This is a genomic window from Streptomyces sp. NPDC048496 (assembly GCF_043200055.1).
GTDB lineage: Bacteria > Actinomycetota > Actinomycetes > Streptomycetales > Streptomycetaceae > Streptomyces.
Map to the genome: position 1 here is coordinate 1 of NZ_JBICXB010000058.1, position 23,824 is coordinate 23,824.

The 23,824-nt window shown below is 71.2% G+C and carries 28 protein-coding genes and 1 pseudogene; 15 read left to right on the plus strand and 14 right to left on the minus strand.

What is annotated here, in order from left to right:
• Positions 1–343: 343 nt before the first annotated feature.
• The 4 genes from ACGFSA_RS30965 (at position 344) to ACGFSA_RS30980 (ending at position 3,695) form a co-directional block, all read left to right on the plus strand.
• On the plus strand, positions 344–634 hold the full coding sequence (locus ACGFSA_RS30965; RefSeq protein ID WP_393309353.1) for a hypothetical protein: 291 nt from the start codon (positions 344–346) through the stop codon (positions 632–634).
• Between the two features lie 339 nt (positions 635–973).
• Positions 974–1,627: a transcriptional regulator gene (locus ACGFSA_RS30970; protein ID WP_393309354.1), complete on the plus strand. Its 654-nt coding sequence runs from the start codon at positions 974–976 to the stop codon at positions 1,625–1,627.
• Positions 1,624–2,757 carry an aminotransferase class I/II-fold pyridoxal phosphate-dependent enzyme gene (locus ACGFSA_RS30975; protein WP_393309355.1) on the plus strand — a complete coding sequence of 378 codons (1,134 nt, stop codon included), beginning with the start codon at positions 1,624–1,626 and terminating at the stop codon, positions 2,755–2,757. The genes ACGFSA_RS30970 and ACGFSA_RS30975 overlap by 4 nt, the downstream gene beginning before the upstream one ends.
• Entirely contained in the window at positions 2,754–3,695 is a 942-nt protein-coding gene (locus ACGFSA_RS30980; protein WP_393309356.1) for an ornithine cyclodeaminase family protein, read from the plus strand. Before ACGFSA_RS30975 ends, ACGFSA_RS30980 begins: the two co-directional genes overlap by 4 nt.
• Positions 3,696–3,746: 51 nt before the next feature.
• Here ACGFSA_RS30980 and ACGFSA_RS30985 read toward each other — a convergent pair.
• Positions 3,747–4,088 (minus strand): annotated as a pseudogene (locus ACGFSA_RS30985) (Tn3 family transposase); the annotation flags it as partial.
• Between the two features lie 185 nt (positions 4,089–4,273).
• Here ACGFSA_RS30985 and ACGFSA_RS30990 point away from each other — a divergent pair.
• The 4 genes from ACGFSA_RS30990 to ACGFSA_RS31005 all read left to right on the plus strand — a co-directional run bounded on the left by ACGFSA_RS30990 (position 4,274) and on the right by ACGFSA_RS31005 (position 7,234).
• Positions 4,274–5,353: a tyrosine-type recombinase/integrase gene (locus tag ACGFSA_RS30990; RefSeq protein ID WP_393309357.1), complete on the plus strand. Its 1,080-nt coding sequence runs from the start codon at positions 4,274–4,276 to the stop codon at positions 5,351–5,353.
• The gene (locus ACGFSA_RS30995; RefSeq protein WP_393309358.1) at positions 5,350–5,679 is read left to right on the plus strand and encodes a helix-turn-helix domain-containing protein; all 330 of its coding nucleotides are present in this window, start codon (positions 5,350–5,352) and stop codon (positions 5,677–5,679) included. The genes ACGFSA_RS30990 and ACGFSA_RS30995 overlap by 4 nt, the downstream gene beginning before the upstream one ends.
• Positions 5,680–6,019: 340 nt before the next feature.
• Positions 6,020–6,355 (plus strand): hypothetical protein, encoded by a 336-nt coding sequence (locus ACGFSA_RS31000; RefSeq protein WP_393309359.1) that lies wholly within the window; start codon positions 6,020–6,022, stop codon positions 6,353–6,355.
• Between the two features lie 3 nt (positions 6,356–6,358).
• Positions 6,359–7,234: a hypothetical protein gene (locus ACGFSA_RS31005; protein ID WP_393309360.1), complete on the plus strand. Its 876-nt coding sequence runs from the start codon at positions 6,359–6,361 to the stop codon at positions 7,232–7,234.
• A gap of 46 nt (positions 7,235–7,280) precedes the next feature.
• On the opposite strand, the gene ACGFSA_RS31010 is transcribed toward ACGFSA_RS31005, so the two are convergent.
• Positions 7,281–7,778 carry a recombinase family protein gene (locus ACGFSA_RS31010; RefSeq protein WP_393309383.1) on the minus strand — a complete coding sequence of 166 codons (498 nt, stop codon included), beginning with the start codon at positions 7,776–7,778 and terminating at the stop codon, positions 7,281–7,283.
• A gap of 115 nt (positions 7,779–7,893) precedes the next feature.
• Here ACGFSA_RS31010 and ACGFSA_RS31015 point away from each other — a divergent pair, with 115 nt between their 5' ends.
• Entirely contained in the window at positions 7,894–8,334 is a 441-nt protein-coding gene (locus ACGFSA_RS31015) for a hypothetical protein (protein ID WP_393309361.1), read from the plus strand.
• Between the two features lie 6 nt (positions 8,335–8,340).
• On the opposite strand, the gene ACGFSA_RS31020 is transcribed toward ACGFSA_RS31015, so the two are convergent.
• The 3 genes from ACGFSA_RS31020 to ACGFSA_RS31030 all read right to left on the minus strand — a co-directional run bounded on the left by ACGFSA_RS31020 (position 8,341) and on the right by ACGFSA_RS31030 (position 9,693).
• Complete coding sequence (locus ACGFSA_RS31020; RefSeq protein ID WP_393309362.1) at positions 8,341–8,979, minus strand: hypothetical protein; 639 nt, start codon at positions 8,977–8,979, stop codon at positions 8,341–8,343.
• 86 nt (positions 8,980–9,065) lie between these two features.
• Positions 9,066–9,380: an integration host factor, actinobacterial type gene (gene mihF / locus ACGFSA_RS31025; RefSeq protein WP_393309363.1), complete on the minus strand. Its 315-nt coding sequence runs from the start codon at positions 9,378–9,380 to the stop codon at positions 9,066–9,068.
• A 109-nt stretch (positions 9,381–9,489) separates the two neighbouring features.
• Positions 9,490–9,693, minus strand: a complete 204-nt coding sequence (locus ACGFSA_RS31030; RefSeq protein ID WP_393309364.1) for a helix-turn-helix domain-containing protein — start codon at positions 9,691–9,693, stop codon at positions 9,490–9,492.
• A gap of 179 nt (positions 9,694–9,872) precedes the next feature.
• On the opposite strand from ACGFSA_RS31030, the gene ACGFSA_RS31035 reads away from it, so the two are divergent.
• Entirely contained in the window at positions 9,873–10,505 is a 633-nt protein-coding gene (locus ACGFSA_RS31035) for a hypothetical protein (RefSeq protein WP_393309365.1), read from the plus strand.
• A gap of 19 nt (positions 10,506–10,524) precedes the next feature.
• Here ACGFSA_RS31035 and ACGFSA_RS31040 read toward each other — a convergent pair whose 3' ends face one another.
• A complete protein-coding gene (locus tag ACGFSA_RS31040) occupies positions 10,525–11,121 on the minus strand; it encodes a hypothetical protein (RefSeq protein ID WP_393309366.1) in 597 nt (198 codons plus the stop codon).
• Between the two features lie 327 nt (positions 11,122–11,448).
• On the opposite strand from ACGFSA_RS31040, the gene ACGFSA_RS31045 reads away from it, so the two are divergent.
• The gene (locus ACGFSA_RS31045; protein WP_393309367.1) at positions 11,449–12,426 is read left to right on the plus strand and encodes a tyrosine-type recombinase/integrase; all 978 of its coding nucleotides are present in this window, start codon (positions 11,449–11,451) and stop codon (positions 12,424–12,426) included.
• 58 nt (positions 12,427–12,484) lie between these two features.
• Positions 12,485–13,354, plus strand: a complete 870-nt coding sequence (locus tag ACGFSA_RS31050; protein ID WP_393309368.1) for a phosphotransferase family protein — start codon at positions 12,485–12,487, stop codon at positions 13,352–13,354.
• Between the two features lie 20 nt (positions 13,355–13,374).
• Here the strand turns inward: ACGFSA_RS31050 and ACGFSA_RS31055 are convergent, their stop codons facing one another.
• From ACGFSA_RS31055 to ACGFSA_RS31090, 8 genes are all read right to left on the minus strand, one after another.
• On the minus strand, positions 13,375–14,241 hold the full coding sequence (locus ACGFSA_RS31055; RefSeq protein ID WP_393309369.1) for a glycosyltransferase family 2 protein: 867 nt from the start codon (positions 14,239–14,241) through the stop codon (positions 13,375–13,377).
• Between the two features lie 69 nt (positions 14,242–14,310).
• Complete coding sequence (locus tag ACGFSA_RS31060; protein WP_393309370.1) at positions 14,311–16,902, minus strand: glycosyltransferase; 2,592 nt, start codon at positions 16,900–16,902, stop codon at positions 14,311–14,313.
• A complete protein-coding gene (locus ACGFSA_RS31065) occupies positions 16,899–17,990 on the minus strand; it encodes an NAD-dependent epimerase/dehydratase family protein (protein WP_393309371.1) in 1,092 nt (363 codons plus the stop codon). Before ACGFSA_RS31065 ends, ACGFSA_RS31060 begins: the two co-directional genes overlap by 4 nt.
• An 18-nt stretch (positions 17,991–18,008) precedes the next feature.
• Complete coding sequence (locus ACGFSA_RS31070) at positions 18,009–18,911, minus strand: class I SAM-dependent methyltransferase (protein ID WP_393309372.1); 903 nt, start codon at positions 18,909–18,911, stop codon at positions 18,009–18,011.
• Between the two features lie 14 nt (positions 18,912–18,925).
• Complete coding sequence (locus ACGFSA_RS31075) at positions 18,926–19,402, minus strand: hypothetical protein (protein ID WP_393309373.1); 477 nt, start codon at positions 19,400–19,402, stop codon at positions 18,926–18,928.
• On the minus strand, positions 19,399–19,965 hold the full coding sequence (gene dcd / locus ACGFSA_RS31080) for a dCTP deaminase (RefSeq protein ID WP_393309374.1): 567 nt from the start codon (positions 19,963–19,965) through the stop codon (positions 19,399–19,401). Before dcd ends, ACGFSA_RS31075 begins: the two co-directional genes overlap by 4 nt.
• 4 nt (positions 19,966–19,969) lie before the next feature.
• The gene (locus tag ACGFSA_RS31085) at positions 19,970–20,494 is read right to left on the minus strand and encodes a 2'-deoxycytidine 5'-triphosphate deaminase domain-containing protein (RefSeq protein WP_393309375.1); all 525 of its coding nucleotides are present in this window, start codon (positions 20,492–20,494) and stop codon (positions 19,970–19,972) included.
• The gene (locus ACGFSA_RS31090) at positions 20,491–21,048 is read right to left on the minus strand and encodes a hypothetical protein (RefSeq protein ID WP_393309376.1); all 558 of its coding nucleotides are present in this window, start codon (positions 21,046–21,048) and stop codon (positions 20,491–20,493) included. Before ACGFSA_RS31090 ends, ACGFSA_RS31085 begins: the two co-directional genes overlap by 4 nt.
• A 223-nt stretch (positions 21,049–21,271) precedes the next feature.
• Between ACGFSA_RS31090 and ACGFSA_RS31095 the strand changes: the two genes are divergently transcribed.
• The 3 genes from ACGFSA_RS31095 to ACGFSA_RS31105 all read left to right on the plus strand — a co-directional run bounded on the left by ACGFSA_RS31095 (position 21,272) and on the right by ACGFSA_RS31105 (position 23,819).
• Entirely contained in the window at positions 21,272–22,612 is a 1,341-nt protein-coding gene (locus tag ACGFSA_RS31095) for a transcriptional regulator (protein WP_393309377.1), read from the plus strand.
• Positions 22,613–22,757: 145 nt separating this feature from the next.
• Entirely contained in the window at positions 22,758–23,090 is a 333-nt protein-coding gene (locus ACGFSA_RS31100; protein WP_393309378.1) for a hypothetical protein, read from the plus strand.
• Between the two features lie 126 nt (positions 23,091–23,216).
• Positions 23,217–23,819 carry a hypothetical protein gene (locus ACGFSA_RS31105; protein ID WP_393309379.1) on the plus strand — a complete coding sequence of 201 codons (603 nt, stop codon included), beginning with the start codon at positions 23,217–23,219 and terminating at the stop codon, positions 23,817–23,819.
• The last annotated feature ends 5 nt before the right edge of the window (positions 23,820–23,824 follow it).

Sequence of the window (23,824 nt, forward strand, 5' to 3'; positions counted from 1 at the left end):
CACGGTGGAGCCATGAATCCCACCGCAAGACCGCCCGAACCAAGACCATCGAGGACCTCATCGCAGCGTAATCAACCGGCCACCCGACAGGCTCTTAGGCCACCCTGGACAGCCCCCTCCCCCCGGGGAACCGGCTGCCCATGGCGGCCTCTCCCTTGTGGCGCCCGGCGGTAGGTCAGGTGCCATGGCTGGGGAGATCCATCGAGCAGGTATGGGGTGACTCCCGAGCGGGGGGTGGCCGATTTCAAAGAGCGCCATCAGTGGAAGGCCGCGGGCGACACGTGCGAGTGAACACCCCGGTGTCCCCGACCTGTCGGCCCGCCGGTGGCGCGACGATGCCGCCATGTCCTGCACCTGCACCACCGGTTGGACCGTCCAGCTCCACGACGGCGGGGTCCGCTACCCGGTGGCCCCGGCCGAACGGCACGGCGAGCTGTCCTACTTCTTCAACGCGCGCTGCAGCAGCTGCAACGCGGCCCACGACGCGCCCTTCGCGCGGGTGGACGGCGCCGGCGAAGTCCTCGCCGACCAGACCGGCGACCTGCCCCTGGCCGACCGGATGTTCCTCAGCAGCCGCTGCGGGCCGTTCACCTGCGGCTGCAACCAGGAGGACCTGGAACCAGCCCTGTCCTGAAGCCCCCCGGCCGCCGCCGGCCGGGGACGGCCGCAGTCCTGGTCGGGGTCGACGTTGCTGGGGTGCACCCCCGTCAACTCCCACTCCAGCATCCGCATCCGCTCGACCTCGCGGCGGCAGGCGGCAACCCAGCCGGCGTCGAACTCGCAGTCGGGGCCGATGTCGGCGCCGTCGAAGTACGCCTCGATGCCGCTCGCGCGGGCCGGGGGGAGTCGGTCACGCCCTGCCCAACGAGGCGCCCGCCTCCCAGTTCCGCCGACTCCGGGGGGATTCGCAGAAACGGTCGTTTGTGAGAGTAGTTCTGGACTCTTAGTCCAATGTGGACGTATAGTCCAGAGCATGGAGGCTGCCGAAGAGAGCACAGATCATCGGGTCCGGATGTGGGCGCCCGTGGGCCAGGCCGTCGCGCTGCTGCTCGGCCCGTATGCCGAGGTGGTGCTGCACGACCCTGACACCGACCGGATCCTGGCGATCTGGAATCCGATGGGCTCCCGTGGCCCAGGGGACCGTTCGTTGCTGGGCGAGCTGGACGCGCTGGACCCGTCCGCGCGGGACGTGTTCGGACCGTACGAGAAGCTGCTCGCGGACGGCCGGCGGCTGTCGTCGGTCAGCGCCGTCCTGCGTGAGCCGGACGGGAAGGCCGCCGCGGTGCTGTGCGTCAATCTCGACCGCACGCCGCTGGAGCAGGCCGCGGCCGTGCTGTCCGCGTTCGGCGCCCCGACGACGCCCCGGCCGGAGCCACTGTTCGAGCAGGACTGGAACGAGCGCGTCCAGCACATCGTCGGCGCGTACGTGCGCGAGTGTGGCCGCCCCATCGAGCGGATGACCCGCGCCGACCGCCTGGCCGTCCTCGCCCGCCTGGAGGAGGCCAAGGTCTTCGCCGTGCGCCGCGCCACCCCCGTCGTCGCCGCCGCCCTGCGGGTCTCCCGATCCACCCTCTACGGCCTGCTGGCCGAACTCCGAACCCCCAGCACCAAGGACCAGACACCATGACCCGCCTGCCCGACTTCCGCCTGGAAACCTACTTCTCCCGGTGGGAGTTCACCGCGCGCCACCACCTGACCGCCTCCGACGTACAGACCATGACCCTTGGCGAGCTGCTCGCCCTGGCCGACGACCAGGACCGCGCCGCGTTCGACAACCTGTCGCTGGGCTACACCGAGACCTACGGCGACCCGGCCCTGCGCGAGACGATCGCCGGGCTGTACGAGCGGGCGGACGCGGCCGACGTGATCTGCTTCGCCGGTGCCGAGGAGGCCCTCTACCTGTCGATGAACGTGCTGCTGGGCGCGGGCGACCACGCGGTGGTGGTGACCCCGAACTACCAGGCGGCCGAGACCGTGCCGCTCGCCCTGTGCGAGGTCACCGGCGTCGCCCTGGACCCCGACCGCGACTGGGCCCTGGACCTCGACCAGGTGAAGGCGGCGATCCGCCCCAACACCCGGGTTGTCTCGGTGAACTTCCCGAACAACCCCACCGGCAAGGTCATCAGCACCGCCGACTTCACCGAGCTGGCGCGGCTGTGCGACGAGCGTGGCATCCACCTGTTCAGCGACGAGGTCTACCGCGGCTTGGAACGGGATGCGGCCCTCACCCTGCCGCAGGCCGCCGACCTGTCCGAGCGCGCCCTGTCGCTGAACGTCACCTCCAAGTCGCTGGGCCTGCCGGGCCTGCGGATCGGCTGGATCACCTGCCGCGACCGCGAGCTGCTGTCCCGTCTGGAGCGGGCCAAGCACTACACCACGATCTGCAACTCCGCGCCCAGCGAGGTCCTGGCCCGCATCGCGCTCAAGGCACGCGCCGCGATCCTGGACCGCAACCGGGCACTCATCGCGGCGAACCTGCCGCTCTTCGACGCCTTCTTCGCCGAGCACCCCGACCTCTTCGAGTGGCGGGCCCCGGACGGCGGCTGCGTGGCCTACCCCCGCTACCTCGGCCCGGACGGCGTGGAGGAGTTCTGCACCCGCCTGGTCGAGGAGGCCGGCGTCCTGCTGCTGCCCGCCAGCATCTACCGCTCCGAGCTCACCCCCACCCCCACCGACCGCTTCCGCATCGGCGTCGGCCGCGCCAACCCCGAAGAGGGCCTGGCCGCCTTCGCCCAGTGGCTGCGAGCGAACCGATGACCCCGCCCGTCTTCGACACCGCCGCGATCAAGCGCGTCACCACCCCGGAGCTGGTCTTCACCGCCGTCCGCGACGCGCTGATCGCCCACGCCCACGGCCGCACCACCGTGCCGCCACCGCTGCACCTGCAGTTCCCCGACGCCGACGGCGACTGCCACGTCAAGGTCGGCTGGGTCACCGACACGCCCGACTTCACCGTCAAGATCGCCACCGGCTTCTACCGCAACCCCGCCGCCGGCCTGCCCGCCAACCACGGCCTGGTCTGTGTCGTCAGCGCCCAGACCGGCCAGATCCGCGCGATCCTCGATGACCAGGGCCTGCTCACTGCCTGGCGCACCGCAGCAGCCGGCGCGCTGGCAACCCACGTCATGGCCCGGCCCGACGCCGCCACCCTGGCCGTGTTCGGCACCGGAGAACAGGCCCGCCTCCAGGTCGAATGGCTGGCCCGGCTCCGTCCGATCGACACGGTGCTCGTCCACGGCCGCAGCGAGGACAAGTCCAGGTCGTTGTGCGAGGCGTTCGACACCCTCGGGCTTCACGCCCGGCCCGCCTCGGCCGACGAGGCAGCCGCAGCCGACATGGTCATCACCACCACACCGGCCACGGCTCCGGTCCTGCGGGCCGGTGACGTCCGCGCGGGCGCGCACGTCACCGGCATCGGCACCGACATGCCGCACAAGAACGAACTGCCGCCGGCGCTCTTCGCCCGCGCGGCGCTGATCGCAACCGACGACCACCAGCAGTGCCTGGACCACGGCGACTTCGGCCACGCCGTGCGAGCCGGGTCCACCACCGACACCAGCGACACGCCCGTCGGCCTCCTGCTCGAAAAGCCCGTCGAGCAGCCGGAGGGTGCGATCACGGTCGCCGACCTCACGGGAGTCGGCGCACTCGACGCGGCACTCGCCTCGGCCGTCCTGCGCGAGCTGGCCTCGTAGGCGCGTGAGATCGCCTGAGTGAGGCAGCGGACGGACAGTCCACCGCCTCACTCAGGCGACTGCTGCCTCATCGTCGCCGAGCACGGTGAAGTCGACGTCCAGGTGCGGCTCGTACGCCTCCGGCGCCAGGTCGAGCTCGTGGGTGGAGTACTCGCCGAACCGCCTGATCTTCTCGGTCAGGTAGGGCGAGACCTCCTCCAGGTCCTCGGGCTCTACCTTCCAGCCCTCGGCCTGCAGCTCGCGCACCGCCTGGGCGATGTCCAGGGTGTTGTGGAAGATCAGGCAGTTGCTGAGCAGGGCGTTGAACTTGACCGCCTTCTCCTGCTCGACCGGGTCGTTGTCGGTGATGACGCCGCGGTTGCCGAAGCGCACCCACTCGGAGAAGCCGTTGTACGCCTCGACCTTGTGTGCGACATCCCGTGAGTTCCCCTGAGCCCTGTTGAGGCCCCAGCCTCGTGGCCAGGGGGTTCTTTCTCCTTCGGGTGCTCTGCCGCTCTGTGACGTAACTTCGGGATTCTTGAAGCGTTCTCACCTCGTCCGACCGATCCGCAGTCGGGCCGAAGGCGAGGAGGCTCGGGTTGGCGGCGCTGGCAGTCGTACGGGACCTGCGTGAGCACTGGGCGCCCGCGTCGGCGGAGGAACTGGAACGGTTCGAGACCGACGTACTGTCCGGGTTCGTTCTCGCACGGGCCTCGGCAGGGCTGGCGGACGGCACCATCCGCGGGGACGTCGGGCACCTGGATCAGATCAGGTCCTGGTTCGGCCGACCGTTGTGGGACATGGAGCCCGCCGACGCGGACGTGTACTTCGGGAAGGTGCTGCGGCGCTCGCCCAGCGGCACTCGGCTGGGCCGGTCACAGGCGCTGAGCACGTACTTCATGTTCCTGGAGCTGCGGCACAAGGTCGAGATCCACCGGATGACCGGCCGGGTGGTCGAGTGCCCTATCGACGAGATGAACCGGCCGCGCGGGGCCAAGGACGCCCAGTTGCGGATCCCGCCGAGTGAGCCGGAGATCGGGACGCTGTTCACGGGCTGGGGCGGCGCGCTGGCGACCTGCAGGAAGTTCGCCCCGACCGCCCGGAACTACACTGCCTCGAAGCTGATGTCCCAGGTCGGCCTGCGGGTGAGCGAGGCATGCGGCCTCGACCTGGACGACATCAAGTGGGACCTGGGCCGCTTCGGTAAGCTCCACGTCCGCCACGGCAAGGGCGCCCGCGGCTCGGGGCCGCGCGAGCGCATGGTGCCGCTGATCAACGGTGCCGACCAGACGCTGCGATGGTTCATCGAGGACGTGTGGGGCCAGTTCGACGACGATCACACCCGGCCCGGCGCCCCGCTGTTCCCGAGCGAGCGGAAGAACGCCGACGGTTCCGCCCGCCGGGTCGGCGACGACGCCTTGCGCAACGGTCTCGACAACGCTGTCGAGGCTCATCTACCGGGCTGGACGGACAAGTTGACGCCGCACATCCTGCGGCATTTCTGCGCGTCCCAACTCTATGGGAATGGGCTGGACTTGCTCGCAATCCAGGAGGTTTTGGGGCATTCCTGGATCGCCACCACGATGCGGTATATCCACGTGCAGCAGACCCGGGTTGAGGACGCCTGGGTCGCCGGGATGGAACGGGCCGCGAAGCGGCTGGAAGGACTGGCCCGATGAGGTGGAACCTGCGGCTGACCGCCGCGAACAAGGGTATCTGGAAGGCGTCCGAGCTCCAGCGGAGCCTGGCCGAGCACGGCCTGGTGATCTCGGCCGGGAAGATGTCCGGACTGTGGTCCGGCCAGCCGGTCTCCCTCAAACTGGACGACCTGGACGTCATCTGCGTCGTGCTCGGCTGCGGGATCCGCGACCTGCTGATCCCGGAACCGCAGAAGGTCACCCGCCCCGGCGAGGAGAACATCACCCAGACCGCTGTCGGCGCCGCCGCACCGGTTCCGGCGGTGGTGCCCAAGCGTCGCGACGGTCGGTCGCTGCCGCCTGCATGAGCCGGTATCCGAAGGGCTACCGCAAGCCCACCGACTCCTGCGACGGCTGCCTGGCCTGGGGCGACTTCAGCGGACGACTCTGCCCTGCCTGCTACATGTTCGGCCGCAGCCACGCGACGGCCGTCTGCGCAGGCTGCCGCCGCATCCAGCTGCTGAAGTGGGACTACTGCCGTGTGTGCTGGTGCCAGGCCCGGCTGGGCGCCCAGGCCACTGTCGGCCGGCTGGCCGCCGAGGCCAACGTGAGCGCCCGCCTCAACGCGGTCCGGCACCATCAGCTGTTCTTCATGGGCATGCACCACCGCAACGGATCGGCACGCGCCCCTCGGCGGCGCGGCGGACGGTGGGCGCCTGTCGCAAGCCGCCGCCCGCGCCGGCCTGGCGGCCGAATGCCGACTGGAGACAGCTGCCGCTGTTCGGACAGGTCCCGCGCGACTACGGCCGTCTCGACCCGGCCGACGTCGACCTGGCCAGCCCCTGGCTGGCCTGGGCGAAGTACCTCGCCCACCGGCTCGGCGAGGCACGGGGCTGGGGGCGCAACATCCGCTTCGCCGTCAACCGCGGCCTGGCCCTCGTCCTCACCGGGTACGTCGAGGGAGACGTCATCCGGCACAGCGAGATCTTCACCCCGCTCCGGGCCCGCGACCTCCCGGTCGGACATACCGTCACAGTCTTGTAGGAGATGGGGGTCTTCCTGGACGACAGCGAGCCCTCCTTCGAGCGCTGGCTCGCCGACCGTCTGGAAGGGCTCGCGCCCGGCATCGGGGCGGAGGCCGGGCGCTGGACCCGGGTTCTGCGCACCGGCGGCCCCCGCAGCCTGCCCCGGCAGCAAGGCACGGTCTGGCTCTACCTCAACCGGGTCCGCCCGGCACTGCTGGAGTGGTCGGACCGCTACGACCACCTGCGGGAAGTAACCCGCGACGATGTGCTCGCCTACATCAAGACGCTGCACGGCCACCAGCGTCACGACCAACTGGTCGCCCTGCGTTCGCTGTTCACCTGGGCCAAACGGAACGGGCTGATCTTCCGCAACCCCACCAGCCGGATCAAGGTCGGTCAGTACCAATACGGCGTGCTTCAACCGCTCGTCCCCGCCCAGGTCGACCGGTCCGTCGCGGCGGCCACCACCCCGGCAACGCGACTCATTCTCGCCCTCGCCGCGGTGCACGCCGCCAGGGTCGCCCAGATCGGCACGCTCATGCTCGACGACGTCGACCTCGGCAACCGACGGCTGACCATCGCCGGACACGTCCGCCCGCTCGACGACCTCACCGTGAAACTGCTGCTGGACTGGCTGGAGCACCGGCGAAACCGGTGGCCGAACACCGCGAACCTCCACCTGCTGATCAACAACCAGACCGCTACCAAGACCAGCCGCGCCAGCAATTACTGGATCAGCGCCTCGATGCGCGGGCAGGGCGCCACACTGGAGCGGCTCCGCGTCGACCGGCAGCTCGAAGAAGCACTGACCCATGGGCCCGATCCGCTCCACCTCGCCGAGGTGTTCGGGCTCGATGAGAAGACCGCGATGCGCTACGCGGACTCCGGGTGTGAGTAGTTGCGGTACAGAAAGTGCCGCTGAGATTGATCTTGCTGGAGTTGGCCTACCTCGTCGGCGCTTCGAGCTGACGAGGCACGGCGCCAGCGCGCAGCTCGCGCAGGTCCGGGATGTGGTTGTAGAGGGTGCCCGGGGAGACGCCCAGCAGCTTGGCGATCGAGGTGACCGAGCGGCCGGGGTCGGGCAGTAGATCGCGTGCGGCGCGGATGACTTCCTCGGTGGCGACGCTCGGGCGCCCGCCGACCCGGCCGCGCTCGCGGGCGGCGGCCAGGCCCTCGTGGGTGCCGATGACGATGAGTTCGCGGATGAACTCGGCGAGCGCGGCGAAGACGTGGAAGACGAGCCGGCCGCCGGGGGTGGTGGTGTCCAGGTTCTCGTGCAGCGAGGTGAAGCCGATCCCGCGCTCGCGTAGTTCGGCGACCATGTTGATGAGGTCCTGGAGGCTGCGTCCGTAGCGGTCCAGGCTCGGGACGACGAGGGTGTCCCCGGGGTCGAGGAAGGCGTGGCACGCCTTCAGTTCCGGCCTTGGGGACCATCGGTACAGCCATTAGCGCTAAGCACTTGATCTTGGACGCCTAGCACGTCAGGTGCACGATCGTGGGGCTCTGTACGGATGACCGGCGGGGAGTTGCCGCTCGCGGGTACGGTCGCCGGGTCTGTTGTCGTACGAGAGGGTCGGCGCGATGCCCGAGCGGATCTGGCACCCCATCAGCAAGCTGGAGTTCTTCGTCGAGCACGCCCGTCGGTGGCTGGCCGATGTGAAGGAGAACGCCGACGCATTGGAGGAGGCCCGTACGAAGCCGCACGTCCTGGCCGACACCGACGTGGCGCGGGTGAAGCGGGTCTACACCGAGCAGGCTGCCGACCTGACGTTGTTCGAGGAGCAGGCGGAGGAGTGGGGCCGGCTTCCGGATCTCAGCCCCTCGCGACGAGCGAAGCTGAAGAGCCTGAATGATCAGCTGGCCGAGCTGCGGGAGCTGAACGAGAAGGTGCTGGAGCTCGCCGATGAGCTGGCGAAGGGGACGATCAATACCGTGATGGCTGCCTCGGATGCGGAGCTGGGTCTGGCGGCGCTGCTTGGGCGGGGCCCCGGAGCGTAGAGGGCGTCAGCCGTCGGCCCTGGCCCGCATCTTGCGGGCGAGTTCGGCGTCGCTGCGGAGCCTTTCGGGGACCTTGGCGTCGACCTGGTCCTGGCCGTGGTCTTCGCCGCACGGGCACAGGCTCCAGCCGCTCGTCTCGATGTGGCTGGCGACGTGCTCCAGGGTGTCCGCGGTCTCGTCGAGGACGCCGACGGGGATCTGCACATCGTCGCTGTCGGGGTCGTCGCCGATGACCAGGCCGAGTTCGAAGATGAGGTCGGCGGCGTGCTGCACGGTGCGGGAGTCGTCGTTGTTGGCGGCGTACTTGACGGCTTGGGCGAGGGCCATCAGCGGGCGCGTGCACACCCAGCGGGGCATGGGAACGGTGCGCTCGTCGATGCGGACGGGCCGTACGCCGTGGACGCCTTGCGCGCCCTCAGCGGCCGGGTCGCCGGCCTTGGCGATCTGGTCGGCGATCGTGGAGGGCTCGATGTAGCGCAGGGCCGAGCGAGGCTGGATGTCCAGGCGGTCCGCCACGGTCGCGACCGCGTGGGCGAGCACGTTGTGCACCGCCACGGGGACAACGTCCAGCCCGCGCGTGAGGAGTTCGGCCTCGGTCTGTGCGGCCAGTGCCTTGAAGGCCGCCGTGTTCCTGATATCTGCCACGGCCGACAGCGTAGAGCCTGGCGCCCCGCGGAGTGGATCCTGAACGGCCAAGGACCCCGGCGGTTGACTGCCGAGGCCCTGCCGAGTCAGTTTTGGCGCGGGAACTGGGCGAGGAGACGGGCGCGCTGGGCGGGGCCGAGTCCTTGGACGCGGCGGCTCTCGGAGATGCCGAGGTCGGCGAGCAGCTGGCCGGCGCGGACCGATCCGATACCGGGGAGCGATTCGAGGAGGCGGCGTACGCGGACCTTGCCGACCACCGAGTCCTCACGCTCCAGAAGGGCCGTCAACGGCAGCTCTCCGGCCTTGAGCTGTGCCAGCAGTTCGCCGCGCTCGCGGCGGACCGCGGCCGCCTTCTTCAGCGCGTCTGCGCGCTGGACGTCGGTGAGGACGGGGAGGGCCATGATGCGGTCCTTTCGTACGGTTGTTCCGGACATCATGGCGCGGCCAGGAGGGCGATGACCAGCAGATTTGCCGTCCGGTGTGACGCGGGGCTGCGCTGAGTGGCCCAGCTCAGGCGCCGGGGCCAGGGCGGGCGGCTCCGCCGCGTCCGCGCAGGGTGACGCCGGTTTCGGTGAGGATGCGGTGGATGAACCCGTACGAACGCCCGGTGCTTGCGGCGAGGGTGCGGATGGAAGCGCCGCTCCCGTAGGCGGTCTTGAGCTCGGCGGCGAGCGTCTCGCGTGCCTGGCCGGTGATCCTCTTGCCCTTGTCCACGTACGTCTCCTTCTCCGCGGGCTTCCGGAGGAAGATCCTCGCGCACGAGGCCGTACGTGGTCAGCGGATCGCCGGGATCGGGCCCGAAGGGCGCAGGGATGCGGGTGATCTGGCCGTCGCCGGACAGATGGCTGATCATCGTCTCGCGCAGCTTGGGCGGCAGCCGTCACAGTGGCGCGATGGACGCAGGACTTGCCGCCGTTCTCGGCGCCACGGTCGGAGCCCTCGGCACCGGAGCGACCGGCCTTGCCGCGGCCCTCCTGAGCCGCAACACAGCCCGCCACCAGATCAGGGCCGAGAGCATGCGGGCCCTGCGGGAGTCGCGACGAGCCACCTACCTCGCCTTCGCCGAGACGCACGAGCGGTACCTGGACCTGCTGTCCACCACGCTGATACCCCTCGGTCGCATCGAGCGGTTTCCGGACCGGCGCGAGGAGTGGATCGAGAAGGCGCACAAGCGGTGGGACCAGGCGCTGAAGTACCGGCAGAACGAGGTCCAGAAGATCCGTGTCGTCCTCTCCCTGGACGCGACCCGCCCGGTGGCCGATGCCGCGCTCAAGGTGACGGAGAGGTTCACCCTTCTCAGCGGCGCGACCCGCCGCGCCATCGAGGCCCTCAAGGGGCAGGGGCTGGATACCGGTCCTCTCAGTCCACCGCTGCCGGGATACATCGAGCTCCTGGCGGAGGAGGGGCTGGACCCCGAGGCGCCCGACCTCGGTGTTCTCCAGGACCGCGCGCAGGACGCGTACAAGGCGTTCCTGCGCACCGCGGCCGATGCCGTCGGGGAGAACGGGCTCCTCCCCTCAGGCTGACGGCTTCATCCGCCCGGTTCTACAGCGAGATGTATTCGCGGATCTTGCCGCGGACCATGGGGTGTTCACCGCCGAGGGTGAAGGGCAGGGTGGGGAACCGCTCGGCGAGTTCGGCGGTGGTGAGCGGGGCGCCCAGTGGCAGGGCGGCTTTCTCGCCGTCCTGGTCCCATTCCCACGGGCCGTTGTGGACTTCGCGGACGCGGACCACGGTGCCGTCGGAGATGTAGACGACGGCGAGCAGGGTCCCCTGGTGGCCGGGGGAGATCTTGAACCACTTGCGGTCGGCTTCGAGCTGGCCGTCGCTGTCCTCGCCCTGGCCCACCTCGCCGTAGACGCGGCCGTCCCCGTCGATCTTGGTGGTGTGGCGGCCGCGGTAGACGACCATGACGACTCCGGCGGCCCGCTCATGGGCGCGGACTGTCTTGGGGTCGATGCCAAGGATCTTCGCGGCCTGCTGGACTCCGCCGGCCTTGCGGACGATCTGGCGGGTGAACTCGGCGTGCAGCCCGCGCAGGCTCTCCTGTTGCTCCTCGTTTCGGCGCAGAGCCTCGACGAGTCCTTCGATGGTGCTGAGCGGAGCGTCGATGAATCCATCAAGCGTCCGGATCTTGGTCATGGCATCCCCCTCGTAATGGCGTGCAGATTCCTCCGCATCATTGCCGCCTGCGCGCCCCTCGTCAAATGACACGTAACACTCTCCACGCCTTTACGGAGTCCGCCGCAGTAAATGCCGGATTTACTGCGGCGGAGCCTCTAGCGTGATCTTCGCGACCTGCGGCGGGGCGTTCCGGCCGCCGGGGTGAGGTGTACGCATTTACTGCGGCAGTGCCGGGAGGGCGGGGCGGGCATGGCGATCGAACCAGTGACCGAAATCGGGGTCGGGGGCGCGCTCAGGTTGCCGCGCGCCCGAGTGGTGCCCCTGTCCGCCCCTCCGGCGACTTATATGACTGCGGTCGAGCGGTACCTCACCGGCGCGGGCATCGCGAAGTCCTCCGCGCGGATCTACCGGATCTCGCTGATGACGTGGGGATGGATGTTCGCCGGCGAGCCCGCGCCGACCGGGCCCGCCCGCCGGGGCGCGAAGCCGCCCGTCTTCCCCGTCGCCGCGATCGACGACCCGGCGCTGCCGGAAGTGCTTGCCGAGCTGGCGGCGGCCCGCGCGGACGAGATGGACGCAGACACCGTCAACCGGGAACTGTCCATCGCGCGCAAGGCGATCGGCTGGTGGCAGCGCCAGGGCTGGATCGACTGCGATCCGACGATCGGCATCGAGCGGCGCCCGGCACCGCCGGACCGCACCAAGGCCCTCGCTGAGAACCAGATCGCCGCCCTGTGGCGCCTGGACGTCGCCCTGCGCGAGAAGACCTGCTGGAAGATGCTCTACGAATCGGCGGCCCGGGCGGATGAGGTGCTGTGCCTGAACGTGGAAGACCTGCTGCCCGGCGACAAGCGCGGGAAGATCACCGGCAAGGGCGGGGCGACCGAGTGGATTCACTGGCAGTCCGGCACCGCCCAGCTGCTGCCCCGCCTGATCGCGCGGCGCACCCGCGGCCCGCTGTTCCTGACCGGCCGCAAGGCCCCCGCCGGCACACCGACGCTGGATGTGTGCCCCGATACCGGGCGGGCCCGGCTCTCCTACCGGCGGGCCGAGGAGATCTTCGAGGAGAACACCCGGCTGCTGGCCAACCCGCTGGCCTCGCCCGAGGACATCGAGGACCTGGACGGCTGGACCCTGCACCGGCTGCGGCACTCCGCGCTCACGCACGACGCCGAGGGCGGCACCTCCACCCCGATGCTGCTCGCGCGTTCCCGGCACGCCTCCGTCCGCTCCCTGGAGCGGTACGCCCGCCCCGGCGTCGACTCCGTCGCCCGGCACGTCGCCGAGCGCGACCCGGCCGCCCGGCGCAACGCACCTCGGTGAACGTGCCGCAGCCGCAGCGGGGCAGGTGAGCCAGGAGTGACCTCGGTAGCATGAAGTGGTGGCGGACCAACCGATCGAGGCGCCCCTGGCGGAGCCTCATGGGGCAGCAGCGGTAGTACAGAGCAGCACCCATGGGGTCGAGGTGCTTCCCGATGCTGTGATCAAACGGTTCCGGTCGTCGGCCCGTGGGGAGCCGGTACGCGAGTGGCGCGCCCTGACCTTGCTCGCCCAGTACGCGCCCGGGCTGGCCCCGCAGCCGTTGAAGTCAGACCTTGACGGTGATCCGCCGACCGTCGTGATGGCGCGCCTGGACGGCGCGCCGCTGCGGGGCACCACGGTCACCGGGGGGACGGCCCAAGCCCTGGCCGAGTCCCTGGCCACCTTGCACACCGCGGTTCCCCGCCAGGTCTTGGAGACGGTGCCTGAGGGCGCGTGGAACGTGATCAAGGCCGTGGACAAGGCGCGGGACTGGTGCGGGCAGCAGCAGCGGTTCGGCCCGGACCCGGCGGTGGAGCGGGCGTTCGCGGAGGGCCGGCGGTGGCTGGAGGCGGCTCCTCTGGATGATCTGGTCAAGGCCGAGCCGGTGCCGGTGTTCGGCCTGACGGACGGGAATCTCGCGAACTACCTGTTCGACGGAACACGGGTGCGGATGGTCGATTTTGAGGACTCGGGCCGCAGCGACCGCGCCTTCGAGCTCGCCGAGCTCGCCGAGCACCCTTCCGGCTGGGTGGACAGCACCCTGGACGTGGCCGCGCTGCTCGGCCATTTCCCCCTGGGCGTGGAGGAAGTCGTCCGGCTGACCGAGCTGCGGCGCCTGCTCGCGCTGCTGTGGCTGGTCATGCTGCTGCCCGGCCGGCCGGGCCATGCCCGCAATCCCGCTGGCACCGTGGAGCGGCAGGCCGTACGGCTGCTGGCCCTGCTGGGCTGAGCCCCGCCTGCGGGCCGGTGTCAGATGATGGGCGGGCGGCCGAGGCGGGTCATCGTCCACACGGTGCGCCAGCGCATCGGCTGCCGCGGCGGGCACGGGGTGCGCCAGCCCTCGGCGAAGCCGCCCACCCAGGCCCGCACGCCCGACACGGGCGGCCGGCGGAGCAGGGTGATCACGGTCCAGGCACCGAGGTAGAGCGGGACGAGCGGGGCGGGCAGGTGGCGGCGGGCGAGCCACACTCGGTTGCGGGCGACCATCCGGTAGTAGACGGCGTGCCGGGTCGGTGAGGTACGCGGGTGCTGGAGGACGAGTTCGGGCCGGTACTCGATGCGCCAACCGGCGTCCAGAGCCCGCCAGGCGACGTCGGTCTCCTCGTGGGCGTAGAAGAACGGCGCCGGCCAGTCTCCGGTCTGGTCGACGACCGCCATCCGTACGGCGTTGCCGCCGCCGAGGAAGGTAGTGACCTCCCCGGCGCGCAGCGGATCCTTCGCCCGCAGGCGGGGAACGTGGCGGCGCTGGGTCACACCGGTCTCATCCGCGATGCGGAAGGAGACGATGCCCAGGGTCGGGGAGGTGGCGAACAGCTCGCGGACGCGCTCGGCGGTGCCCGGATCGGGCAGCAGCCCGTCGTCGTCCAGGTACATCACCACGTCGACGTCGCCGTGCGCGCGCAGGGCGGCGAGGCCTGCGTTGCGGCCGCCGGAGACGCCTTCGTTGTCGGCCAGCTCCAGCGGCTCGACGCCGTCGGGGAGGGCGGGCAGCGGGGAGCCGTTGCCGACGACGACGATGCGCATCGGCTCCCCGCGCTGGGCGAAGACGGAGTCCAGGAGTTTGCCGAGTTCCGCCGGGCGGTTGCCCATGGTGAGGATCACCACGCCGAGTTTCATCTGCGCGATGCTACCGGCTTGCCGGTTGCAGCCCGGCTGCTTCACGTCCATCCCCTGGCCCCTGGGCGGCTACGCGCCGGTGGTGTGCCGGTAGAGCGCTTGGTAGGTGTCGGCGATGCTGGTCCAGCTGTAGTTGCGGTGGGCGTGCGCGGTGGCGTTGGCGGCCCGGCGGGCGCGTTCGGCGGGGTTGTCGAGGGCTTCGACGAGGAGGTCGGCGAGGTCGGCGGCGTCGTCGGGGCGGGCCATCCAGCCGTTGGCGTCGGGCCCGTCGGTGGTGAGGATGCCGAGGGGGCCGCCGATCGCCGCGGCGACGGGCGGGGTGCCGCAGGCGGCGGCCTCGATGTAGACCATGCCGAAGGACTCCCACACCGACGGGGCCGCCATGAGGTCCGCGCAGTTCAGCCCGTCGGGGAGTTCGTCGTGGCCGCGGTAGCCGAGGAAGTAGACGTCGTCCTCGACGCCCAGGCGGCGGGCGGTGTCCCAGGGGTGCTCGCCCTCGCACTCGCCGGGGACGCCGCCCCACATCAGCAGGACCGGCGCGGTCGCGGTCTTCGTACGGGCGGCGGCGAAGGCCTCCATCAGGAGTCCGATCCGCTTGACGTGCTGGTAGCGGCCCACCCACAGCACGATCGGGCGCAGACGGCCGTCGGCGGTGGTCAGGCGGGCCAGGTCAGCCTCGGTGTAGCGGATGCTGCCCGGCCGGCCGTCGGGAAGCCAGCCGCGCGGGTCGTCGACGAGCCAGCGCCGCAGGTGGGCCAGCTTCTCGGCGTCGCTGAGCTGCTGCGGGACGAACCGCGCGGTGTCGACGCCGTTGGGGACCACGGTGATCTCCTCCTCAGGGACGCCGAGGAGGCGGTGGATCTCGTCGCGGTCGCTGTCGGAGACGGCGACGATCCGGCCCGCGAGCGGCAGGCTGCGGCGGATCCCGGCGAGCCAGTCCTCCGTGTGCGGCCACAGCCGCCAGTCGGTGCCGGCCAGTAGCGCCGTCTGCTGCTCGGACAGGGCTGCCTTGCGGGCGAGGTCGGCGAGGGCGGCCTCGCGCCCGGACTCGCCCGGGGCGGGGAGCTGGGCGAGGCGGTCGAGCGGCTGGCCGAGGGCGCGGGCCAGCGCGGTGATCTTCTGGGCCTGGTCGAGGAGCTTGAGGTCGGTGCCGTGCAGCGTGGTCATCTTCGGGACGCCGGGGTAGGCGATGGCGGCGGCCTGCTGCACGTGGCTGAGGTGGTGGAGGTGGACCAGGTCGGTCCGCTTGCTGCGGTGGGCGGTCAGGTGGCGGGCCCAGGCGTCGGTGACGTGGGTGATGGTCTGGGGGGCGACGGCGGTGAACATGCGGTCCGGGGCGGTCGGTCCGCGGTCCTCGTAAGAGGGGTGGAAGGGGACGGGCTGTCCGTCCATGGAGGGCTCGCCCCGCTCGTAGGCGGCCGCGGCCGGGTTGTAGTCCATGGCGGCCACCGGCAGGCCGGTGTAGAAGGAGGCGGCGTGGCCGAGGTCGCCGGGGCCGCCGAGGGTGCCGCACAGAATGCGCGGTACCACGTCGCGGGTGGCCATCTGGGCGGCGACGTATCGCACGACGTACGCCGATCCGCCGCGTGGGAAGAACTGCACGACGCTGTCCACGGTGAGCATCAAGGGGCTCCTGAGGAAGAGGGGGCGGCTACGGGATAGCGGCGGGGCCGGGGCGAGGGCGGGCCGGACGGGCTGGCCGGTGCGGGCGGAGGTGAGCATCGCCTCGGTGACGGCGACGGCGGCCGCGCCTTCGCGCAGGGTGACGATGTCGGCGGGCAGGCCGCGTACGGCGTCGCGCATCGCCTCGTGCTCGATGACGAACGGCTCCCGCCGCGGTGTCTGCCACGTCTTGGCCGGGCCGGTGGTAACGCCGGGGAAGCCGCCGGGGGCGGGGGCGGGGCTGGCGTTGGTGTGGTGGGTGAGGGTGAAGGCGAGTGCGTCGGCGACCAGGCATCCGCGTTCGGTGTGGACCAGGACCAGGCGCTCCTTGAGCGGGGAGATCCGGTTGACCTGGTGGGTGGCCAGCAGGCCGCCTTCGAGCGCGCACACGGCGGTGGCCAGGTCCTCGTGCCGCTGGCCGCTGACCTGCCGGGCGTGGGCGGTGACCTGGACGACGGGCCGGCCGGTGAGGCGGGCGGTGAGGTCGACGTCGTGGATGGCAAGGTCCTGGATGACGCCGACGTCGGTGATACGGGCGGGGAAGGGGCCCTGGCGGCGGGTGGCGACCTGGTAGACCTCGCCGAACTCGCCGGCGGCCAAGCGTACGGCGAGTTCGGCCACGGCGGTGTTGCGGCGCTCGGTGTGCCCGACCGAGCCGATCAGAGCGGCCTTCTCGAAGCAGTCGGCCAGGCTCAGCGCGGCGGGCAGGGAGGCAGCGAGCGGCTTCTCGACCAGCGCGTGGATCCCGGCGCCGGCCAGGGCCAGGCCGATCTCTTCGTGGGTGGAGGTGGGGGTGGCCACCACGCAGTAGTCCAGCCCGTACGCCACCAGCTCTTCGATGCCCGCCACGGCCGGGACGCCGCCCATGGTGTCCCGGCGGCGGGGGTCGGTGTCGGCGACGGCCACCAGCTCCACGCCGTCGAGCTCGCGCAGCACCCGGCAGTGCACGCCGCCGGCCCAGCCCAGGCCGATGACCGCGGCCCGCAGGGGGCGGGTCACGACCGGGCCGCCCTGGCCGTGTCGTCGACGGCCCGCCAGGCGGCCAGGCGCTGGGCGCCGCCCTCCTCGCGCAGCCAGCCGGGGATGGCGGCGGGGGTGTCGTGCAGCCAGGTCACGAAGTCGGCGATGCCGTCGGCGACCGTCATCTTCGGCTCCCAGCCGAGGGCTTCGGCCATGGCCGTGATGTCGGCCCGCCCGCCCAGCGGGTCCTGGGCACTGCTTGCGCCATCGGTGATCTTGGCGTGCGGGAAGTGGCCCTGGATCATCTCGGCGACCTGCCGGATGGAGGTCGTCCGGCCGGCGCCGAGGTTGAGGGTCTGCCGGGAGGCCGCGGGGGCGGTCAGGGCATGGAGGATGCCGGTGGCGGCGTCGGTGACGTGGAGGAAGTCGCGGACCTGGCGGCCACCGTGGTTGAGCGGCAGCGGGTCGCCGATCGCCGCGTACATCGACAGCTGAGCGATAGCCCAGTTGAACGCCTTCGGCTTGGGGATCTGCCCCGGCCCGTAGACGCTGAACGGCCGCAGCACGGTGTAGTCGACGCCCGCGTGGTTCAGCAGGAAGCGGGTCTGGGCCTCGCCCCACAGCTTCGCGGAGGCGTACAGGTTCAACGGCTGGGCGGGGGCGTCCTCGGTGAACACCTGCTCGTGGGTCCGGCTGGCGCTGCCGTGACCGTAGACCTGGGCGGAGGAGAGGAACACCAGCCGCTTCAGCCGCGGGGACCGGGCGGCGGCCCGCAGGACGGTCTCGGTCCCGGCGATGTTCGAGGCGAACGCGGTGTCCGGGTCGGCCAGGCAGCCGGCGACGGTGGAGTGCGCGGCGGCGTGGACGACGTAGTCGGCGCGGGCGATGTGCTCGGCTACCAGGCGTGTGTCGTGGACGCTGCCGACGGCGAGGTCCGGGCTGTCGAGGTTGACCCCGCACAGGGCGTAGGTGTCGCGGTCGGCGGCGCTGAGGTTGTCCAGCACGCTCACGCTCGCCCCCGCTTCAAGGAGCTGGGCGCGGACCTGGCGGCCGATCAGCCCGGCGCCGCCGGTGAGGAAGACGTGGCTGCCCGCCAGGGCGGCGAGCCGGTTGTCGATGGATCCCATGAGATTCCCCCCGGGGGGTCAGCGGCAGATGAAGGAGCCGGTGAACTTGGTGACCGCGAAGTAGCCGCGGGTGTCGATGACCTCCTGCACCTGCGCGCGGACCCGCTCGCGCAGCTCGGCGAAGAACGTCTGGCCCAGCTCGTCCGCGGCGGCGTCGGAGGCCGCGCAGCAGTAGTTGTGCGCGTGGTAGAAGCGCAGGAACGGCTCCGGTGAGGCGAACTGGAGCTGGTCCTGCCAGGTGCGCAGTTCCACGCCCGCGAAGTGCGGGGCGAGCTGCTCGTGCCCGTTCTCCAGCGAGATCCTCGCCTTCGGGGTGGCCTTGAACAGCCGCTCGGGGGCGCCCATCTGCTTCAGCGCGGTGAAGTGCACCTCGTACATCTCCACCATCGAGTCGGGGCGGTCGGTGGTGAGCATGAACCGGCCGCCGGGCCGCAGCACCCGCCGTGTCTCGGCCAGGCAGCGGTCGATGTCGGGGACGTAATGCATCATGTAGTTCGCCATGACCCGGTCGAAGGAGTCGTCTGCGAACCGGGAGAGGTCATCGGCGCTGCCCTCCACCCACTCGCACGGGGTGACGGTCCCCTCAATCCGCTCGCGCGCGGCCTCAAGGACGCCGGGGGCGATGTCGAAGCCGACGATGTGGCCGGCGGCCAGGTGCGGGCGCAGGTGTTCCAGGATGAAGCCGTTGCCGCACCCGAGGTCGAGGAGTTCCTCGGCGCCGGACAGGGCGAGGTTCTCCAGCATGTGGTCGAGCATCGAGCGCGGGTTGGTGCGGTAGCGGTTGTGGACCAGCTGCTTCTCCTCCAGCATCCAGCCGGTGGTGAAGAACTTGTCGCGGGCGTCGGCGGCGGACAGCTCGAAGTGCGTCTGGGGGATGACCTGCTCGGCCAGCTGGTCCAGGTCCGGGGTACGGAAGTCCACGGGGGTTTCACCTCTCACAGTGCGGTTCGGGTGTGTTCGGCCAAGGCGGGGGCGGGGGCGCCCCACTTGGTGCCGACGTACTTGTGCGGCAGCAGCCCGGCCAGGGAGACAAGGCGGCCTGCCCCGTCGGTGCCGGTGACCACGACAGCCAGGCCGGGCGCGTAGTCGAGCAGGAGCTCACGGCACAGCCCGCAGGGAGGCACGATCCGCGCGGGAGCCGTCTCGGTCGGCTTCGGGTAGCGCACGGCGGCGACGGCGACCAGCGGCGCGCTCGTGGCCAGCCGGGCCGCGGACAGGGCTCCGGCCTCCGCGCACACGGCGGCCCGGCCGACCATGGCATCCAGGTGCAGCCCGAAGTGAACGGCGCCATCGGCGTCCAGCAGCGCCGCGCCGATCTGGTGCCGCTCCACGACGTACCGGGCCGCGATCGTCTCGTACGCGGCGGCCACCAGCCGCTGGCTGATCTCGTCGCCGCACTCCGGGGCGCTCACGCCGGCACCTGGGCGGGCAGAGGGAAGTCGCGGTGGATCTGCGACTCGGCCGGCCCACGCGAGCCCTGGTACTTGCCCTCGTACAGGGCGATCTCGCCGCTGGTCTCCCAGAAGGTGACCTGGCCGATGAGCAGGCCCGGGTAAACGCGTACGGGCTGGACGGCGTGCAGTTGCAGCGTCCACTGGTTGACCGAGCCGATGTCGATCAGGTCGGCGGTGACGTGGACGAACAGGCCGAGCCGGGCGACGGACGAGCGGGCCCGGATGATCGGCACGAAGTGCTCGCTGCCCATGGTCTCCACGGTGTGGCCGAGGTAGATCCGGTCGGGCTCCAGCACCAGCCCCTCCTCGGGCAGGACGCTCTCCTCCACCTCGTTGGGGCGGGCGACGTCCAGCACGTCGCCGGTGTACGTCTTCAGGAGCGGGCCGAGGCGGAAGTTGTAGCTGTTCGGGTTGAGCTGCCTCTCGTCGAAGGGGTCGATGCGGATCCGGCCAGCGGCGTGCTGCCGGGCGATCTCCGGTCCGGTGAGGATCATCAGGTCCTGCCTGTCGAATGCGGTCAAGGGGTCAGCGGCCGGCGGTCAGCAGCGCGGCGTGCGGGGTGATGGCCTCGCTGTGCCGCCCGAAGTGGCCGTCGTAGAGGCGGCGGGCCCCGGTGGGGGTCCAGAACGAGACCTGGCCGACGACCATGCCCGGGTACAGGCGGATCGGCTGGACGACGACGATCTCCAGCGTCCAGCGGTGGACCGCGCCGAGGTTGCCCAGGTCCGCGGAGACCTGGAGGAAGACGCCGAGCCGGCCGAGGGAGGACCGGCCGATCAAGGACGGCACGAAGTGCTCGCTGCCGATCGCCTCCACGGTGGTCCCCAGGTACACCCGCCCGGGCTCCAGCACGATCCCCGCCTCCGGGATCCGCACCTCGTCCAGCTCGTGGGCACCGAGCGCGTCGACAACCTGGCCGCGGTGCGTACGCAGGGTCGGGCCGAGGCGGTAGTTGTAGCTGTTGGGGTTGAGCTGCTCTTGGTCGAAGGGGTCGATGCGGATCCGGCCAGCCGCGTGCTCGCGGGCGATCTGCGGGCCGGTGAGGATCACAGCCCCGCCTCCAGCACCAGCTTGGCCGCGCAGGTGGCCAGCTCCTGAAGCGTGCCGTCGTTGTCGACCCGCCACCGGGGCACAGCGGTCACCGGGGCCTCGGTGGGGTGGTCCTCGGCGCCGGGCGAGAGGTCCCCGCGGCCGCCCTTGCGCGCCCGGCGCAGCTCGTCGGGGGCGCACACCTGGACCAGGTCGAAGCCGAGCGCGGTCACGGCGCCGACATCGGGGGCCCGCAGGTCGTCACAGATCAGCACCGCCTGCGGCATCTCCCGCTCCGCCTGGGCCACCCGCGAGGCGAACGCGTCGGTCAGTGCGCCGGGGTTGATCCGCCGCATGTGCCCGCCGAGCGTGTTGAGCAGCTGCCCGTCCTGCCGCCCGCCGGCCAGCATCGGCCGCCCGGCCATCGCGTAGACGACCGCCTGGAGTTCGTACAGCGGCGCCCCCACCTTCACCACCGTGACCGGGGTTCCGAGGCCCTGGAACTGCTGGGCCAGAAGGCCGCCGAGGGTGGACTTCCCGGCGCCGGGGCTGCCGTAGAGCGCGAACTTCCGCATTCCGCTCATCTCCTCGCGAAGGTCGGATCGTGGTGTGCGCCAGCCACGATGGCCCCCGCGAGGGGCCGGGAGAAGACGCTGCGCAGGTGCGCTGCGGGTGCGGCTGGGAGCACCCCAAGAGCACCCTGAAACGTCCGGTGGCCTGCTTCCCCACCGCCCCGGCGGTCACTAGGGTCGACCCCTCTGCCTACGCGCCGTGTCCACGGCGGGAGGAGGCGCGTCGATGCACCTGTTAGAGCGATCCCGCACCGCCCGAGGCTGGCCACGGGTAGAACTGGCCCGCCGCCTGTGCGCCTTGGGAGCGGCGCGCGGCCTCGGCCTGGGCACGGGAAAGGACGGCGTCTACCGGTGGGAGGAGAAAGGCCGCGAGCCGGACCGGCCCACCCAAGTTGTCATCGCCGAACTGCTGGGTATCCCTGAAGATGCGGTCGCCTCACGGCCGTGGCCCCACTGGCTGGCCGCGGATCCCGCCCTGCAACCCACCTTCTTCCCGTGGGACGCATCAGGCGCAATCCAGGCGCTCTACGAGGTGTCCGGGAGTGACATGGACATGGACCGAAGGAGCTTCGCCCTCCTGACCGGCGCGACGCTCACCACCTCCCTGTGGTCATGGCTCACCGCCGACCCCGCCGCAGCCGGCCAGATCGCCCACGGCCGACGCATCGGCGAAGCGGCCGTCACCCACATCGAACGCCGGGTCCGCGAGCTGCGGCACGCCGACGACACCGACGGCGGCGGCCAGCTCATCGACGAGACCTCCGCGAGCCTCCACATGGTCGTCAGGCTGCTGAAGGACCGCAGCTACACAGGCCCCCACGGCGCCCGCCTCTACGCCGCGGCCGCCGATCTGGCCCGGATGCACGCCTGGGCCCTCTTCGATGTCCGCTCCGAGTGCTCCGACAGCACCTTCGACGCCGCCCTGCGCTCCGCCCACGCCTCCGGCGACACCGCGCTCGGCGCCCACATCCTGGCCTTCTGGTCCATCGCCGCCTACAACTGCCAGCGGCCCGCCGACGCCGAGGCCATGACCCAGGCCGCGCTGTCCGCCGCCCGCAACCGCACCACCCCCAGGGTCGAGGCGATGATCCTGACCCGCCGCGCCCGGGCCCGGGCCCACCAGCAGAACAAGGCGTGCTGGAGCGACCTGGGCCGCGCCGCCGAACTCCTCGACCATGCCGAGCACACCGGCCACGCGGACCCGGACTGGGCCGGCTGGTTCGACCACTGCGAACTCCTCGGTTCCCTGGCCTCCACCCAACTCGACATGGACCAGGCCGACCGGGCCGAGGCCACCTTCACCCAGGTCGCAGCCCTCCACCCAGCCGACCGCGTACGCACCCACGCCCTCTACCTCACCCGCCAGGCCGAAGCCCAGTGGCGGCAGAACGACCCGGAACGTGCATGCGCTACCGCTAACCGGGCCCTCGACCTCACCGAAGAGATCAGTTCCCACCGCACCACCACCCCCCTGCGCGAGCTCGCCGCCGGCATGCGGACCCACCACAGCGTCCCGGCCGTCCGCGACTTCCGCGAGCGCGTCGCGGCCACCCTCGACGCAGCCTGAAAGTCGTCCAGTACTGCCTCGGGACATGACACCTTCCGCCGCTGCCCCGACCCTGACGGTACGGACCGGGCCCGGTCGAGGGCCGGCTGTTGAAGCGGTCGGAGAGGATGGAGGCGATCACTACCGATCCACGGGAGGGAAACCCATGGCAGACATCTGGGTGATGGGCCGCAGCATGCACCCGGGCAGGAGCGGCCAACTGGTCCGGGCCGACGCCGTCACCCACCTCATGGCCTCCGACGAGAAGCTGTCTGCCACCAGGATCGAGTCCGGAGAGGTCGTCACGCTCATCCACAAGGACGCCGAGCGGGGCACGCTCCTGCCGGAGGACTTCCACCTCGGGATGCTGGTCAAGCTCGCCGAGGCCCGCAAGCAGGCCCAAGGCAGCGACGAGGATCTGGTGCTCTACGCCGACCTCGACGACAACGGCCAGTGGGGATGGTCGTTGTTCACCGTCTCCCAGCTCTGGGAGACGTAATCCGCACCCCGATCCCCGGCCGCCGTTCCTCACGGACGGAGGCCGGGGCCGCTTGCCCCCGATCGAGGCGCCCGTACGGGTGACACCCTGCTGACCCGGGCCCGCGAAGGGTGCGACACTGCCGCGGTGTCGGGATTCGCGAGGGATACCAAGTACTACGGCGACCGTCTGGTGTACGAGCCCCTGGAGAGCAAGTGGAGCCGCTACCACGCGACTCACTGCGACTGCGGACAGGACTGGCTCACCGCCCACGCCGTGCCCGCGGGCTTCACTGTGCTGCCCCGGGGCAAGACGGGCTACTACGGCCTGGTGGGCCCGGGACTGACCGAAGACGTCGACGAGAACGCGCTGACCACCGACGTGCTGTGGGAGGCCGTAACCGGCCAACCCGGCGCGGGATGGGTGGAGACGGTGCAGGTCACGGACCGCAGCCCGACCGCCGAGTCCCACCGCAAGGCGGCCAACGACGAGCACTACGCCCGAATCCGGGCGGAGAGCGCGGCGCGCAAGGCCACGGCGAAGAAGGAGCCGGCCACGGCCCCGCAGCTGAAGTACCTCACCAGCCTCGCGGCGAAGGCTGGGAGCGAGCGGTTCGACGCGGAGTTCGACAAGGCCGTCAAGGGCACCGGCATCAAGCCGCGCGGCGCCGACGAGAAGACGGCCCAGGCCCTGGACCGGCTGACCAAGGCGGCGGCCAGGAAGCTGATCACCGCCTTGGCTGGTCCCTGACCACG

Excerpts from the sequence above, each read along its gene's own strand:
- ACGFSA_RS31055 (WP_393309369.1), bottom strand. The coding sequence starts at position 14,241 with ATGAAACTCGGCGTGGTGATCCTCACCATGGGCAACCGCCCGGCGGAA.
- ACGFSA_RS30970 (WP_393309354.1), top strand. The coding sequence starts at position 974 with ATGGAGGCTGCCGAAGAGAGCACAGATCATCGGGTCCGGATGTGGGCG.
- ACGFSA_RS30965 (WP_393309353.1), top strand. The coding sequence starts at position 344 with ATGTCCTGCACCTGCACCACCGGTTGGACCGTCCAGCTCCACGACGGC.
- ACGFSA_RS30980 (WP_393309356.1), top strand. The coding sequence starts at position 2,754 with ATGACCCCGCCCGTCTTCGACACCGCCGCGATCAAGCGCGTCACCACC.
- ACGFSA_RS31035 (WP_393309365.1), top strand. The coding sequence starts at position 9,873 with ATGGACGCAGGACTTGCCGCCGTTCTCGGCGCCACGGTCGGAGCCCTC.
- ACGFSA_RS31100 (WP_393309378.1), top strand. The coding sequence starts at position 22,758 with ATGGCAGACATCTGGGTGATGGGCCGCAGCATGCACCCGGGCAGGAGC.
- mihF (WP_393309363.1), bottom strand. The coding sequence starts at position 9,380 with ATGGCCCTCCCCGTCCTCACCGACGTCCAGCGCGCAGACGCGCTGAAG.
- ACGFSA_RS30995 (WP_393309358.1), top strand. The coding sequence starts at position 5,350 with ATGAGGTGGAACCTGCGGCTGACCGCCGCGAACAAGGGTATCTGGAAG.
- ACGFSA_RS31005 (WP_393309360.1), top strand. The coding sequence starts at position 6,359 with ATGGGGGTCTTCCTGGACGACAGCGAGCCCTCCTTCGAGCGCTGGCTC.
- ACGFSA_RS31095 (WP_393309377.1), top strand. The coding sequence starts at position 21,272 with ATGCACCTGTTAGAGCGATCCCGCACCGCCCGAGGCTGGCCACGGGTA.
- ACGFSA_RS31065 (WP_393309371.1), bottom strand. The coding sequence starts at position 17,990 with ATGGGATCCATCGACAACCGGCTCGCCGCCCTGGCGGGCAGCCACGTC.
- ACGFSA_RS31045 (WP_393309367.1), top strand. The coding sequence starts at position 11,449 with ATGACTGCGGTCGAGCGGTACCTCACCGGCGCGGGCATCGCGAAGTCC.
- ACGFSA_RS31040 (WP_393309366.1), bottom strand. The coding sequence starts at position 11,121 with ATGACCAAGATCCGGACGCTTGATGGATTCATCGACGCTCCGCTCAGC.
- ACGFSA_RS30975 (WP_393309355.1), top strand. The coding sequence starts at position 1,624 with ATGACCCGCCTGCCCGACTTCCGCCTGGAAACCTACTTCTCCCGGTGG.
- ACGFSA_RS31090 (WP_393309376.1), bottom strand. The coding sequence starts at position 21,048 with ATGCGGAAGTTCGCGCTCTACGGCAGCCCCGGCGCCGGGAAGTCCACC.